Origin of the sequence: Shewanella sairae, from assembly GCF_023283535.1 — a bacterium.
Classification (GTDB): Bacteria; Pseudomonadota; Gammaproteobacteria; order Enterobacterales; family Shewanellaceae; genus Shewanella; species Shewanella sairae.
The window spans coordinates 48,987-64,861 of the sequence record NZ_JAKILT010000031.1 but is presented as its reverse complement, the minus strand read 5'-3'; the positions used below and the strand labels follow the sequence as shown (position 1 = coordinate 64,861).

The 15,875-nt window shown below is 42.7% G+C and carries 10 protein-coding genes and 1 pseudogene; 3 read left to right on the top strand and 8 right to left on the bottom strand.

Annotation, left to right across the window (positions count from 1 at the left end; translation table 11 throughout):
- Positions 1-129: 129 nt before the first annotated feature.
- Positions 130-618 (top strand): annotated as a pseudogene (locus L2748_RS13900) (DcaP family trimeric outer membrane transporter); the annotation flags it as partial.
- Between the two features lie 84 nt (positions 619-702).
- Here the strand turns inward: L2748_RS13900 and L2748_RS13895 are convergent.
- From L2748_RS13895 to acs, 3 genes are all read right to left on the bottom strand, one after another.
- Complete coding sequence (locus L2748_RS13895) at positions 703-969, bottom strand: GrxA family glutaredoxin (protein WP_220780227.1); 267 nt, start codon at positions 967-969, stop codon at positions 703-705.
- Positions 970-1,065: 96 nt separating this feature from the next.
- Entirely contained in the window at positions 1,066-2,826 is a 1,761-nt protein-coding gene (gene radD / locus L2748_RS13890; RefSeq protein ID WP_246616107.1) for a DNA repair helicase RadD, read from the bottom strand.
- A gap of 158 nt (positions 2,827-2,984) precedes the next feature.
- Positions 2,985-4,937, bottom strand: coding sequence for an acetate--CoA ligase (gene acs / locus L2748_RS13885; protein WP_220780226.1), 1,953 nt, complete (start codon positions 4,935-4,937; stop codon positions 2,985-2,987).
- Positions 4,938-5,112: 175 nt separating this feature from the next.
- Here acs and L2748_RS13880 point away from each other — a divergent pair, with 175 nt between their 5' ends.
- The gene (locus L2748_RS13880) at positions 5,113-8,541 is read left to right on the top strand and encodes a hybrid sensor histidine kinase/response regulator (RefSeq protein ID WP_220780225.1); all 3,429 of its coding nucleotides are present in this window, start codon (positions 5,113-5,115) and stop codon (positions 8,539-8,541) included.
- A gap of 351 nt (positions 8,542-8,892) precedes the next feature.
- Here L2748_RS13880 and L2748_RS13875 read toward each other — a convergent pair whose 3' ends face one another.
- The 5 genes from L2748_RS13875 to ppsR all read right to left on the bottom strand — a co-directional run bounded on the left by L2748_RS13875 (position 8,893) and on the right by ppsR (position 13,292).
- The gene (locus tag L2748_RS13875) at positions 8,893-9,225 is read right to left on the bottom strand and encodes a hypothetical protein (RefSeq protein WP_220780224.1); all 333 of its coding nucleotides are present in this window, start codon (positions 9,223-9,225) and stop codon (positions 8,893-8,895) included.
- Positions 9,226-9,557: 332 nt separating this feature from the next.
- A complete protein-coding gene (locus L2748_RS13870; protein WP_220780228.1) occupies positions 9,558-10,217 on the bottom strand; it encodes a response regulator transcription factor in 660 nt (219 codons plus the stop codon).
- Between the two features lie 261 nt (positions 10,218-10,478).
- Entirely contained in the window at positions 10,479-10,913 is a 435-nt protein-coding gene (locus L2748_RS13865) for an acyl-CoA thioesterase (RefSeq protein WP_220780223.1), read from the bottom strand.
- Between the two features lie 309 nt (positions 10,914-11,222).
- A complete protein-coding gene (locus L2748_RS13860; protein WP_220780222.1) occupies positions 11,223-12,290 on the bottom strand; it encodes a 3-deoxy-7-phosphoheptulonate synthase in 1,068 nt (355 codons plus the stop codon).
- A gap of 189 nt (positions 12,291-12,479) precedes the next feature.
- Positions 12,480-13,292, bottom strand: a complete 813-nt coding sequence (ppsR, locus tag L2748_RS13855) for a posphoenolpyruvate synthetase regulatory kinase/phosphorylase PpsR (RefSeq protein WP_220780221.1) — start codon at positions 13,290-13,292, stop codon at positions 12,480-12,482.
- Between the two features lie 127 nt (positions 13,293-13,419).
- On the opposite strand from ppsR, the gene ppsA reads away from it, so the two are divergent.
- Positions 13,420-15,789 (top strand): phosphoenolpyruvate synthase, encoded by a 2,370-nt coding sequence (ppsA, locus tag L2748_RS13850; protein ID WP_220780220.1) that lies wholly within the window; start codon positions 13,420-13,422, stop codon positions 15,787-15,789.
- The last annotated feature ends 86 nt before the right edge of the window (positions 15,790-15,875 follow it).

The window sequence follows — 15,875 nt, the reverse complement described above, 5'->3', positions numbered from 1 at the left end:
ATTATGTAGTCGGATATTACAGTGAGATAAGGCCCCATAGTTATAATGGCGGCTTGACCCCAAATGAATCTGAACGAAGATTTTGGAATACGTACAAGTCCGTGTCCAGTTTTACTTGACCACTACAGTATTGCAAGGCAGTTAAATATTGAAATGGACAAGGACAGCGCAAACCCTATCGATGCCTCTGAATTTGGTTATGGTGTGAGCTTTACTGGGGTTATTCCTGTTGGGCAAGATGATATTAAAATGTCTGCGACCTATGGTGAAGGTTTAGGCCGCTACATGGCGCTAAACTATGCTAATGCCGGTGTGCTCAATGGCAATGGAGATATTGAAACCATCGGTTCTTATGGTGGCTATATTTCTTACCGTCATTGGTGGAATGATAAATGGCGCAGTAGTATTACTGGTGCAGGCTTTAAAGCCGATAATAATGTTGATTTAAGCGGTAATAACGTCAATAAAGACTCATACTCAGGCAATATCAACCTGCTTTATTCACCTGTAAAGCCGTTAACAGTTGGTATTGAATATATGTACGCTAAAAACACCAAAGAAAACGGTGTAGATGGTGAACTCAATCGTGTGATCTTCTCAATGAAGTATGTACTTTAGGTTGAATGAAATAACTTGTTCATCTGGTATACAGATTGACTAAAAAAAGGAGGCTTAAGCCTCCTTTTTATTAACAACGTTTTTTTATGCCGCAGGCATTAAATTATTGTCACGTACATATTGTTCAAACTCTGTGCAACCACCGACATGGTCTTTATCTACAAAGATCTGTGGAACGGTTTCAACTGGTTTGCCAACTGTTTTTTCTAAGTCAGCTTTGCTGATCCCTTCAGCGTGAATGTCTACGTACTTGAATTTGAAATCATCACGTTTTTCAGTTAGTTGCTCTGCAACTTGAACCGCGCGTACACAATATGGGCAACCTGGTCGACCGAAAATTACAACAAACATAATAGCTTCCTCAATTTTAGCTTGAGCACTTTATAACATAGCCATTGCAATAGTTCTAATCGATATTAGAAGTCATTTCAATCGTATTATTGATTTTTACTCAAAGTGTGACTTTTCTGTTTGATAACGGCCCTTGTAATCAAAAATCGTTTCCATTAACTCCCAGCCTTTTTTGCCATTTTTTAGCAGAATCAAATCGGGTTTTCTAAATAGGGCATGATCATCTGCAAGTTGTTGTGGGGTTTTATACTTTTTGTGTTTAATCCCCGGAGTACGACTATGCGGGAAAATAAACAACGCAAATACAGCGCGAATTTGTGCTGGGGTTTGCATTTTAAAGTATCGACAAAAATCGTTGCCTTCGATATCGATATAGCGCACAACCAAACGCTCGGCTTCTGGCTCAAGTAACATACTTTGGCATTTAAAAAGATGATGATGCTTTTGTTGTAATACTTCTTTAAGGCGCTTATCGGGGTCAACTAAGATTGCTTGACAGTGCTGACAGACTTTAGCTGCAATATCATTTTCTTCACCGCAGTTAGGACAAGCTTTAGAACGAAAGCGAAAGTCACACTGTTGCTTACTGCCATCTTTTTCAATCAATGCTTGGCAGCGACGCCCAAAATGTTCAATGATATCGCCATCATTATCGGTGAGCCCCCAAAAAATATTGGCAAAATCACACACGGGGCAGTGCACTTGTACTGGCTTACATTTGCTATTGGGTTTTGGTTGGCCAACTTCCGGATAAAAAAGATCATAACCATTAGCCGCATAATCAATCACAAGGCATTCAGCCTTGTTTTTATCAATTCTTAATCCACGACCAACCATTTGCTGAAAAAGGCTGACAGAGGCGGTTGGACGAAGTATAGCGATAAGATCAACGTGAGGCGCATCGAAGCCAGTGGTGAGCACCGCTACATTGACTAAGAATTTAATTTTTTTGGCTTTAAAAGCATCAATAAGACTATCTCGGTCTTCACGTGATGTCTTAGCTGTGATTAGCGCTACTTGTTCGCCAGCAAGCTTTGTGACAATTTCTTCAGCGTGTTTAACCGTTGCTGCAAAAATAATGATTCCTTGGCGGTGCTCGCCAAAGGCGATGAGCTGTTTAACTATTGCAGTAGTTGCTCGGCCGCAATGATTAAGAATGGAGTTAACCTCTTTTTCATTGTATTCCCCCGTAGGTGAGGCGGTTAGTTCACTAAAATCATATTGTGCACTCAAACCATCAAACATCTTCGGCTGGCTCAAAAATCCTTGTTTAATCAGCGGACGCATCGGTAGTTCAAATATGCATTTTTCAAACACGGGCTTTTCAGTATTGCCTATTTTTCCGTGGTAATGATGGTGATAGATCCAGCCTAAGTCGAGTCGATACGGAGTTGCAGTTAGACCAAGTAGCCTTATGTTGCCGTTTTTAGATCGTAAATGACTCAGTAATTGTTGGTATTGGCTATCTTTGTCTGGGCTTACACGGTGGCATTCATCAATGATCACCAGACTATAGGGCTCGTCGAATTGTTGAGGTTGTTTGACTGCAGATTGAATACTGGCAACAACGGTTTTCCCATCTGTCGATTTTTGATTGAGTCCCGCCGAGTATATTTGGGCTTTTTCGGTCAGTAGGCCAACTTTTTCCGCATTTTGTGCGACCAACTCTTTCACATGGGTCAGCACTAAAACACGGCCTTTGGCTATACGGGCAAGTTCAGCAATAACAATGCTTTTACCTGCTCCGGTTGGCAATACCAGCACAGCAGAGTCAGTACTTGCTTTGAAATGGCTAACGGCGGCGTCAACCGATTGTTGTTGGTAGTCTCTCAGTTGCACGGCAAGCAAACCTAACATAAATCAATTCTATAAATGAAATGATCCCATATTTATTGGAACGAGATAAGCGAAATATTCATTAATCTTTAGCGGATAAAAATTGAAAGAGTTAGTGGCATAAAAAAAGCCCCTCAGAGAGGGGCTAGGAGGTCAAACTTTGTCTATCTGGTAATCACTTACTCGCTACGATTGAGACGGCTTTCAATCAAGGTATCAATAACTGCAGGATCTGCCAGTGTTGAAGAGTCACCTAAATTTGTTACTTCGTTAGCAGCAATTTTGCGTAGGAAGCGGCGCATAATTTTACCAGAACGTGTCTTAGGTAAACCGCCAGCCCATTGGATCAGATCTGGAGTCGCAAGTGCGCCAATCTCTTTTCTTACCCATTGACGAAGCTCTTGACGGAGTTCTTCCGTCTCAACAGTCCCTTTAGTCAATGTGACGTAGGCGTAGATCCCTTGACCTTTAATGTCATGTGGATAGCCAACAACTGCAGCTTCTGCAACTTGCTCATGAGCAACTAGAGCACTTTCGACTTCAGCTGTACCTAGACGGTGACCCGATACGTTAATCACGTCATCAACACGTCCAGTGATCCAGTAATAGCCGTCCTCATCTCGTTTAGCACCGTCACCGGTGAAGTACATACCTCTAAAGGTTTTAAAGTAGGTGAGTACAAATCTATCGTGGTCACCAAATACAGTGCGCATCTGTCCTGGCCAAGAATCTAAGATCACCAAGTTACCTTCATTAGCGCCTTCAACGATGTTACCCATATTATCAACTAGAGCCGGTTGAACACCAAAGAATGGGCGAGTCGCCGAACCTGGCTTGGTATCTGTCGCACCCGGAAGCGGACTAATCAAAATACCGCCAGTTTCAGTTTGCCACCAAGTATCAACAATAGGGCACTTTTCATGACCAATTACATCGTTATACCAGCGCCATGCCTCAGGGTTAATCGGTTCACCCACTGATCCCATAATACGCAGTGAACTACCATCAAAGCCGTCAAATTGCTCTTTACCTTCAGCCATTAGGGCGCGGATAAGTGTTGGAGCTGTATACAGAATATTGACGTTATGGCGATCAATCATTTCACCTAAACGCGCAGGGCTCGGGTAATTTGGCACACCTTCATGGATAAGCACTGTTGCGCCATTAGCTAGCGGCCCGTACACCATATAAGAGTGGCCAGTAATCCAACCTACATCAGCGGTGCACCAGTAAACTTCATTTTCTTTGTAGTCAAATACATACTCGTGAGTCATGGCGGCATAAACCATATAACCACCTGTGGTATGTAACACACCTTTAGGGTTACCTGTTGAGCCAGATGTATAGAGTAAGAATAATGGATCTTCTGCGCCCATCTCTTCAGCAATGCAGTGCTCAGAGGCGGTTTCCATTAGTGATTCCCACCAAATATCACGACCCTCAACCCAATTAATATCGCCACCAGTGCGCTTCATTACAATGACTTTTTCAATACAAGTCACATCTGGATGAGAAAGCGCTTCATCGATATTTGCTTTAAGCGGAATGATGCGGCCACCACGCACGCCTTCATCAGCAGTAATAACGACTTTTGAGTTTCCGTCGATAACACGTGATGCAATTGAATCTGGCGAAAAGCCACCAAATACCACGGAATGTATGGCACCGATGCGAGCACAAGCTAGCATGGCGATGGCTGCTTCAGGCACCATAGGCATGTAGATGGTGACGACCTCACCACGGCGTACACCTTGACTACGCAGTGCGTTAGCAAATTTACACACTTCAGTATGAAGTTGACCGTAGGTCAATGTGCGTTGATCTTTAGCGTCATCGCCTTCCCAGATAATTGCCAGTTTGTCGGCATTGTTTTCTAGGTGTCTGTCTAAACAGTTAGCGGAGGCATTGAGCGTGCCGTCGTAAAACCACTTAATAAATAGATTGTGGTCATCGAAAGATGTTTTCTTTACCTTAGTAAAAGGCTTTATCCAGTCGATACGGTTACCGTGTTCTCTCCAGAAACCTTCAGGATTGACAATCGACTCCTGATACATTTTTTTATATTGTTCGTCGTTTACAAGTGCGTTTTCTGCGATTTCACTTGGAACTTTGTAGAGAGACTGCATGCTCATTGGGCTTCCCTTATCTAATAATGCGTAAGCTGAGTATGAATTGGGATAGGGGACTTTCTCTATTAGACCTTGGTCTAGTAATATATTTTCCTTATTTTTTAGTTGGTTGTAATTTCAATTCGGCTGGATTTCATTACATTTTTACCGCAAAATAGTTTAAAAAAAAGAGAACCCTATGAATTTAACTGTTTTGGTTGGCACCATAGCCATCGTTTATGTATTGCTCTTATTCCTTATAGCCTGGGGCGCTGAGCGTTGGTTTAGCGGCATAACTAAACGCATGCAGACTTGGATCTACGGTTTGAGTTTGGCTGTATATTGTTCATCATGGAGTTTTCTCGGTACCGTTGGTCAGTCAGCACAAGATCTTTGGTCCTTTTTACCTATTTTTATTGGTCCGATAGTGATATTTGCTTTTGGCTTTGGCCTATTACGCAAAATGGTCATTGTTTCCAAAGCACAAAATATCACCTCTGTGGCAGATTTTATTGCCGCTCGCTATGGTAAATCGCAATTACTTGCAGCAATCGTTACCTTAATCGCTCTCTTCGGGATCATGCCTTACATCGCTTTGCAGTTAAAAGCGATGGTGTTTAGTCTTAATTTATTTCAACCGGACGGCGCTTTATTTGATGGCGCAAAAGTCTCACTCATCATTACCGCCATACTAGCCGTGTTTGCAATATTATTTGGCACGCGGAAGTTGGATGCGACCGAGCACAACCCAGGGATGATGCTCGCGATTGCTTTCGAGTCATTAGTTAAGCTAGGCGCCTTTTTATTAGTGGGTATAGTTATAAGCTTTGGCGTATTTGATGGCTTTGGCGACATTTGGCAGCAAGCGTCAGAACGTGAGTTAATTAATAATCCAAACCTACGTCTTGAATCTTTAATGCCGGAGCTGTTGGTAGGCATGGCAGCATTTTTATGTATGCCAAGGCAGTTTCACGTGATGATGGTGGAATGTGAAAATGAAAAAACCATCTTAAAAGCCCGCTGGTTATTCCCTTTGTATTTGTTGTTATTTGGATTGTTTGTCGCGCCGCTAGCACTGGCAGGAAAGCTGCTACTTGGTGATGCCGTTGCGGCAGACACTTATGTGATCAACCTGCCTTTGGCACTAGACCAAACTTGGCTTGCGGTTGTTGCCCTGCTAGGTACGTTATCAGCAGCTACGGGGATGGTTATTGTTGCGGTGGTGACGATTAGCGTAATGGTTAGCAATGAGTGGTTAGTGCCGTTAATGCTGCGAACAGGGCAAATTAAAGCGCGTAATTTTAGTCAATTTTCGCAGTTATTACTTAATGCGCGTCGATTGGCAATTATGCTCATTTTAGGCCTAGGCTACTTTAGTTATTTGTCGTTTATGGACAATGACTCGTTATCCTCTTTAGGCATGCTATCGTTTGGTGCATTTGCCCAATTAGCCCCTGCATTAATTGGCGGTATGTATTGGAAACATGGTAACCGCAGTGGCGTATTTTTAGGGCTTGGGGTTGGCTTTGGTAGTTGGTGTTATATTTTGCTGCAAGGCGCAGTCAGCTCTCCTTCGATTGTTACAGCAGAGTTTGCTTTACTCGATTCTATCACCCCCAATGTACGCGATATTCTTATAGCGCTATTGGCAAACTGTGCTTGCTATATGTTGGGCTCAGTATGGTTTAGAGCGGGTGTTGTAGAAAGAATGCAGGCCAGCGCTTTTGTTACCCCTGGCGCGTTAAAAAAAGATACCAATCGCAAGACAGCGCCAGTTTCTCAGCAAGACTTATTAATCTTAGCAAGTCGCTTTGTGAGTCCCACCCGGGCTTATGAAAGTTTCTCTGCCTTTTCTGAAGATGCCGTTAAAAGTGATAGTTGGCATAAAGCTGCGCCACCGGAGCTTATCGCTCATACCGAGCACATGCTTGCCGGCGTATTAGGCGCATCGAGTGCATCATTAGTATTGGACTCAGTTCTTCAAGGGCGAGACTTAGCGCTAGATGAAGTGTTTAGTTTGGTTGATGAAGCATCATCAAAAATTATTCTAAGCCAAGATATGTTGCGCGGCGCGATTGAGCATGCATACGAAGGTATGAGTGTGGTGGATAAAGATCTTAATTTAGTCGCTTGGAACTATAAATATGCCGAGCTGTATGATTATCCGGAAAACTTCTTACAAGCAGGGATGCCGATTAGTGATGTTGTGCGTTTTAATGCTGAGCGCGGTTATTGCGGCGAAGGTGAAATAGATTCTCAAGTTGAGAAGCGCGTGCAGCATATGCGCAACGGCACGCCCCATGTGTCAGAACGGCAGCGCCGCGACGGCAAGGTGATCAAAATTCAGGGTAACCCAATGCCCGACGGTGGTTTTGTTATGACCTTCACGGATATTACCCAGTACCGTTTGCAAGCCAAAGCGCTGCAAGAAGCTAATGAAACGCTGGAGGCAAGAGTACAAGAGCGGACTTATGAGTTATCTTTGCTTAACAGCCAGCTATTAGAAGCGAAGGCCCAAGAAGAGATGGCAAATGCTTCTAAAAGCCGTTTTTTAGCCGCTGTCGGGCATGATCTTATGCAGCCTCTCAATGCCGCGAGACTATTTACAGCGTCATTGTCGCAATATCCAAATCTCGATCAAGAGGGTAAAACCACGCTTAATCATGTGAATAGTTCACTCAAAATTGCCGGTGAGCTGTTAACGGACTTGCTTGATATTTCAAAGCTTGATTCCGGTATGGTTGATGTAAACCGTCGAGACTTTTCTATTTCAGATTTAATTGATGGTCTTGCCGTTGAGTTTGATGCGATGTCTAAAGACTGCTCTATCAAATTTAGCTGTATTTCAAGTTCTGCCACTATTAACTCTGATCCCAGTTTGTTACGTCGCGTGCTACAAAACTTTCTAACAAATGCTTACCGTTACGCTAAAGGTAATCGAGTGCTGCTGGGATGTCGGCGCAGAGGCGCTGAACTTGAAATTCAAGTGATAGATACTGGTTGTGGTATTGATGAAAGTGAAACTTCAGAAATTTTTAAAGAGTTTAAGCGTTTGGATAATCCAGAAAGTAAGAGTGTTAGTGGATTAGGACTAGGCTTGGCAATTGCTGATCGTATTAGTCGAGTGCTCTCACATGAAATTACTGTGACTTCTGAACTGGGTAAAGGCTCCGTGTTCTCTATTAGGGTTCCTATTGGAGTTAAAGTCAGTACGCCTAAAGTCAAGAAAGCACCATCATTACTGCAACCATTAGCAGGTGTGAAAGTACTTTGTATTGATAATGAGGAAGCTATTTTAGCCGGCTTAGAAAGTCTGCTAAGTCGCTGGCAATGTGAAGTGGTTTGTGCAAAAGATCTTGCTGATGCGCGGATTAAGTTAGGATTAAAAGGTGTGGCCCCCGACATAGTGCTTGCTGATTATCATCTCGATGATGGACAAAATGGTGTTGATGCAATGGATGGTATAAGGAATTTATATGGTGAGCACTTGCCGGGTATCTTAATTACAGCTAATACCCGCAAAGATCTTATCGATGAAATGCAAACTAGGGGATACCATTATATGGCAAAAATGGTTAAGCCTGCGGCGCTAAGGGCATTAATTTCAAGCCTTGTGAAAAAGGGTTAGCTTAAAGAATACAAGCAAAAAGGTACGTAATACCAATCAGTATAAACATTTGGTCGCTCAGCGAGAATTTAGCGGCTTTGAGGCAAGGCAACGAATGAAGAGCATAGTTATTCTACGTTCAAGCTCGTTAACACAGCATCAAATCCGCTAAAACTCGCCTTTCTGGAGCGTTTTTGGCTGCCTACTTCTGCGTTGAATAACTTCAAAAGGGAGCGACCATTCTTTCAATTATTCGCCTTGAATTAGTTTGTCAAAAACGCTCTGAGTAGATCAAATTCTTGTACTGATTGGTATAATATACGTACCTTTTTTACTTTAAGAGACCTAGTTTAGAAGCTTTTTAAATATAAGCTACTCTACTTTGACAGGCGTTAACCCTTTGTCTCTTGACTCTAAAGCGGTTTCTACATCGAAGCCGCCAGTTTTCCAAGCTTTAGCTTCCTCGGGGTTAAAGGATTGGTTTTTCCAGCTCTGCGCATTATCTAAATCGAATCCTGCTTTTGTCCAAGCACTTGATTGCTTTGCATCAAAACCTGCACCATTCCAAGCTTGTGCTTGCTCTGCGTTAAAGCCAATCTCTTTCCATTCCGCAATGTCGCGCTCTGACATTCCTTTCCAAGTGGCAGGAGAAGAAGCACAGGCGCTAAGGGTTAAAATAATCATCAGTAAACCGAGTTTTTTCATGTCACTTTCCTTGCTAGTAAATAATCAGTTTTGCTTATCTTATCCACGAGGAGCTATGTGGTGCTGCATTAGACAATTACAATTGGCTGGGTTATCAAACCTACTATTGAAGATAGTCGCTGAAATTTATCTCGACAAGTTATTGCTTAGAATGGAGTAAATAGATCATAGCCAGCAGGGCCTTTAAGGTTAAAGTTACAGCTATTTTGAGCTTTGTGCTGTTGTTGATGCTTTGGGGGGATGCCTGTCAAAAGGTAAATTGAAATCACTTGAAACAAAAAAGCCGCAGGCTAGTGCTAACTGCGGCTTATAGATTCAGTTTGGTCGTATGGTTAAATATCCACTTTATCCATTTCCAACTGTTGCAGCGCTATAACTGCTTGAGTACGGTTTCTAACGCCAAGCTTTCTGAATATCGCTGTTGCATGGGCTTTAATCGTGGCTTCTGATACGCCGAGATCGTAAGCAATCTGTTTATTGAGTAACCCTTCTGCAAACATCTGTAGCACTTTGTATTGTTGTGGAGTGAGATCCGCCAGTTTGCTCGCCATCTGATTAGTTTCGTCTTCATGGATTTCTTGCAATTCAACGCCTTCCGGCAGCCAAACATCACCCATTAATACTGCTTCTAATGCTTCAGCTAAAGTCTCCATTGAAGAGGACTTAGGGATAAAACCCGAGCTACCATAATGAATCGCTCGACTGATGGTGAGACTGTCTTCATGGGCGGAAATAACCACCACGGGTAACTCTTGAAAATGGGTACGCAAGTGGATCAAGGTCGAATAACCATGAGATCCTGGCATTTGTAAATCTAATAACACCGCATCATATTCAATGTTTTTATTTTCAATTAGGGCTTGTAGCGCGTCAGCGCTATCTGCTTCAAACCATTGAGTATTGGTAAACTCAGACGAGAGTGCTTGTCTAAGTGCGTTCCGAAATAACGGATGGTCGTCTGCAATAATTATATTTAAGTTTTCAGGCTTCATGGCTTTATAGGGTAGTTTTGGTTGCACGTGAAGATAGTTCAATGTAACAGATAAATGACAACTGATTCTATGGCTTTCAGCTGGAAAAGTTATTATTTGTTAAAATAATTGCAGAAGTTAGACTTTAGTCGATAGCATTGATTGTAATTGATTTTTCAATTTTTAAGGTGAGTGCCCCGCTTAAAAGAGGGGCTAGCCCTCCTTTATTATGTATTTTTGCGGGATGATTATTAGATGTGCTTACATCTAAAGTTTAAACACTTAGATTAAGCCGTGTGGAGGCCAAACTGTGGTTGGTTTTCTTTGTTCATCTACAGCAACGAAAGTGAAAACACCGCGAATGGCATGTTCCCTTAGGTCCTGATACATATCTTCTACAAAAATATTCACTTCAACTTTAATTGAGGTATTACCTACGTGGATCACTCTGGCAATGATTTCCGCTAATGTGCCAGCAGGGATAGGCTTATTAAAGTCTATTCTATCTGAGCTCACTGTGACTAAGGTTTTACGGCAAAAACGGGTTGCAGCAATGAAAGCCGTCTCATCCATCCATGCTAATGCCTCACCACCAAAAAGAGTATTGTGGTGGTTAGTAATAGACGGGAATACTGCTTTAATTACCCGAGCTTCAGATTGTTCAATTCTAAGGGCGACATCGTCAGGAAATTGTTGAGAAGTTTCAGTGAGTGGCATACGGCAACCTATGGTTATGCTTTTAAAGAGGCGAGATTATAGCCGTTTATGTAATTTTATAACAGGTTGTAGGCTTTATACACGTATGGAGGTTGTTAATAGCGATTTACACTCTGGTGGTAGTTAGAAGTCACTTTCTTTAGTTTAGTCTAAAACGTAGATATTTACGCAATGGGACCGGCGCAGGGGAAACTGACATAGGCGCTAATGATTGTTAGGACCTATAGGTTTATAAAATCAGGTTATAGGCATAAAAAAACGCACCAGCTCGTTAAGTCGGTGCGTCTTTAATTTGCTACAGCATTAGCCTTACTTTTGTTTTAGTAAATCCATGCGCGCGCGCGATGCCTTGGCAAGATCTTTTAGCAATACCACAGAGTCTTCCCAGTGGATACAGGCATCGGTAATACTCTTACCGTAAACAAGTGCTTCGCCAGGGACAACCTTTTGATTGCCTTCTTCAATAAAGCTTTCTGCCATAATGCCTGCAATTGCAGTAGAACCTTGTGCCATCTGCTGCATGATAGATTCAGCTACGCTTAACTGCTCTTTATGCTGCTTGCGGCTATTACCATGACTAAAGTCAACGACCATGCGCTGAGTGACCCCAACACTGTCAAGTTGTGCCGCTGCTGCCGCAATATCTTCTGCGTGGTAGTTTGGCTCTTTACCGCCACGTAAAATAATGTGACCGAATGGGTTACCATGTGTTCGGTAGACTGCCATCGCACCATCTTTATCTGGCGAGTAGAAAATATGTGGTGCTTGTGCTGCACGTACAGCATCAACTGCAATATCAATACTGCCATTAGTGCCATTTTTAAAGCCGACAGGGCATGAAAGTGCTGATGCCATTTCACGGTGAATTTGACTTTCAGTCGTGCGGGCACCGATTGCACCCCAAGTGATTAAGTCGGCAATATACTGTCCGTTCACCATATCTAAAAACTCAGTGGCAATCGGCAGCTTTAGTTCGGTGATTTGCTGTAATAGATGACGTGCTTTACGAAGTCCCTTATTAGGACTAAAGCTGCCGTCTAAATCAGGATCGGAAATCAGTCCTTTCCAGCCGACCGTGGTACGAGGCTTTTCAAAATAGACGCGCATTAAGATGCATAAATCATCTTTATATTGCTGGTGTAGTTCTGCTAAACGCTTAGCGTAATCAAGAGCTGCTTCAGTGTCATGAATAGAGCAAGGGCCAATAATCACTAATAGGCGTTGGTCGTCACCGTTAATAATGGCTTCGACTTCACGGCGTTGCTGGACTAAGTAGTCAGCTGCGTCTTGCGTTAAAGGATATTCTGCAGCGAGTTGCGCAGGTGAAATTACCTTACATAAAAGGGAGGTGCGGAGTTCGTCTGTTTTAATGGTCATTAACAATACCGAGCGTTCGTATGGCTTTCGCCTTAATTACTCGGATTATAACTAATAGTTTGCCTATGCACAGTGGCAATTGTCGTAAAAATGGGGCTAATTTGCGCGATATCGATATTTATTTGATATAAATTAAAGGCTTTTAGGTTAAAAAGCCTTTAATTTCAGAGTTAAAAATTCACTTTAGATTCAGAACATGTGACGTTTTAATCCGGTAGCCTCAATGATCTTGGTGGCTATTTCTTCAACAGAGTGATTAGTTGTGTTGACGTATGGGATACGTTCCCGTTTATACATCATCTCAACTTCTTTGACTTCTAATCGACATTGACGCAAGGATGAGTAACGGCTGTCTGACATACGGCTTTGACGAATTTCATGCAATCTTTCTGGATCAATGGTGAGACCAAATAGTTTGCTTTTGTTTCTTTTAAGGGCTTCAGGTAGCTTTAAGTTATCCATATCATCTTCTGTAAATGGATAGTTCGCGGCCTTTATACCAAATTGCATAGAAAGGTAGAGACTCGATGGCGTTTTACCGCAGCGAGATACGCCCAATAAAATAAGGTCAGCTTTATCCATATGCTTCATGGTTTGGCCGTCATCGTTTTCCATAGCATAGTTAATTGCATCTATACGTGCTTCATAACCATCATTTGCTTTGCCATGGGTGCGATGCAGTGCTGGAGCAGCAGCAATACCTAGTTGTTTCTCTAAAGGCGCCACAAATGTATTCAAAAAGTCGTAATCTAAGCCTTCACTGCTATAAATGATATCTCGTATCTCAGGTTTTACGATGGAATGAAAAACAAGAGGCCTTTCGCCTGTTGTAATAAAACAATCATTTATTTGGGCCTTAACAGCTTCTGCTTTTGCTTCAGTTTCCACAAATGGAATTGTAAGTGCATCAAATTCAAGTGGAAACTGTGATAACACTGCATGTCCGAATACCTCAGCTGTTATCGCTGTGCCATCTGAGATATAGAATACTTTACGTAACATTTTGACCTCTTGTAGTAATAAAATTACAAATAAAATTATACATTTACGCTTGTTGTCATGGAGTGTAAGATGCCCTTGCTCTCGTGTGAAGAGCCACACTAAAAATATACTTGCGGAGATAAAAACTGTGCAGCAATACGTACTCTGGTATCAAGAATTAGGCATGGGCGATGTTAACAAGGTAGGCGGTAAGAACGCTTCTCTTGGTGAGATGATTAGCAACCTATCAAACGCAGGTGTTCAAGTGCCTGGTGGATTTGCGACAACATCTTTTGCGTTCAATGAATTTCTTGAACAAAGTGGACTAAACCAGAAGATATACGAAATTCTAGAAACGCTAGATGTAGATGATGTGAACGCACTCGCTACAGCCGGTGCACAGATTAGACAGTGGGTTATTGACACTCCTTTCCACCCAGAATTTGAACAAGCTGTTCGTGAGTCATACGAAAAGCTAAGTTCTGAAACAACTGACGCATCATTTGCGGTACGCTCTTCAGCAACAGCAGAAGACATGCCTGATGCATCATTTGCTGGTCAACAAGAAACATTCCTAAACGTTAAGGGTTATGAAGCCGTTCTTGAAGCGACTAAGCATGTATTTGCTTCTTTGTTCAACGACCGCGCAATTTCATACCGTGTTCACCAAGGTTATGACCATAAAGGCGTAGCATTATCTGCGGGTATTCAACGCATGGTGCGTTCAGATACAGCAGCCTCTGGTGTAATGTTCACTATGGACACTGAGTCGGGTAACAATGATGTAGTATTTATTACTTCTTCATTCGGCCTAGGCGAAATGGTTGTTCAAGGTGCGGTTAACCCTGACGAATTTTATGTGCACAAACCAAGTTTGGTTGCAGGCCATAAAGCGGTTGTACGCCGCAACATCGGTAGCAAGCTTATCCAAATGGTGTACTCAGATGATGAGTCACATGGTAAGCAAGTTAAGATTGAAGACGTTGCAGCAGATAAGCGCCGCGAATTCTCTATCAACGATGCTGAAGTACAAGAACTTGCTAAGCAAGCTATGACTATCGAGAAGCATTACGGTCGTCCAATGGACATCGAATGGGCTAAAGACGGTAACGACGGTAAGTTGTATATCGTACAGGCTCGTCCTGAAACTGTTCGTTCTCGTGAAGATGTGCAGCTTATTGAGCGTTACCACCTTAAAACGCAAGGTGATGTTGTTTGTGAAGGTCGCGCAATTGGTCACAAGATTGGTAAAGGCGTTGCTAAAGTGCTTAAGTCAATCGAAGACATGGATCAAATCCAACCAGGTGACGTATTAGTTACAGACATGACTGACCCAGATTGGGAACCAATCATGAAGCGTGCAAGCGCGATTGTGACTAACCGTGGTGGCCGTACTTGTCACGCTGCGATTATCGCACGTGAACTAGGTGTTCCTGCAGTTGTTGGTTGTGGTGACGTGACTGAGCGTATCCAAAGCGGTCAAGAAATTACTGTTTCTTGTGCTGAAGGGGATACAGGCTTTATCTACAGCGGCTTACAAGACTTCGAAGTGATTTCATCACGTGTTGACGCGATGCCTGAACTGCCAATGAAGATCACTATGAACGTGGGTAACCCAGATAGAGCATTTGACTTTGCTCGTCTTCCTAACGAAGGTGTGGGTCTTGCGCGTCTTGAGTTCATCATTAACCGCATGATTGGTATTCACCCTAAAGCATTGCTTGAGTTCAATGACCAAACTGCTGAACTACAACAAGAGATCCACGAGATGATCGCGGGTTACGAGTCACCAGTAGAATACTACGTGGCACGTCTTGTTGAAGGTATCGCAACAATTGGCTCTGCTTTCCATCCGAAAAAAGTGATTGTGCGTATGTCTGACTTTAAGTCAAACGAATATGCTAACTTGGTTGGTGGTGACCGTTACGAGCCTGAAGAAGAAAACCCAATGTTGGGCTTCCGCGGGGCAAGTCGTTATATATCTGAATCATTCCGCGATTGTTTTGCATTAGAGTGTGAAGCGATTAAGCGAGTTCGTAATGATATGGGTCTGAAGAACGTTGAAATCATGATCCCATTCGTACGTACCCTTGATGAAGCGGCGCAAGTGATTGAGCTACTAAAAGAGCAAGGTTTAGAACGCGGTAAAGATGGTCTACGCGTTATCATGATGTGTGAGTTACCTTCAAACGCTTTACTTGCAGAGCAGTTCCTAGAATATTTCGATGGTTTCTCTATCGGTTCTAATGACTTAACCCAGTTGACTCTTGGTCTTGACCGAGATTCAGGCATCATTAGTCATCTATTCGATGAGCGCAATGAAGCGGTTAAAGCGCTATTGTCTCTTGCAATTAAAGCAGCGAAAGCAAAAGGTGCTTATGTGGGGATTTGTGGTCAAGGCCCATCGGACCACCCTGACTTTGCTGCATGGTTAGTAGAGCAAGGCATTGATACCGTATCGCTTAACCCAGATACCGTTATCGACACTTGGTTATACCTAGCTGAAGCACACGCCTAACAGCATTCGTTAAGCGTTAAAATGGGGTGTTTCTTCTGCGCGATTTAACATTTCGTTAAAAACATTAAAAAAGCCGCTATTTAGCG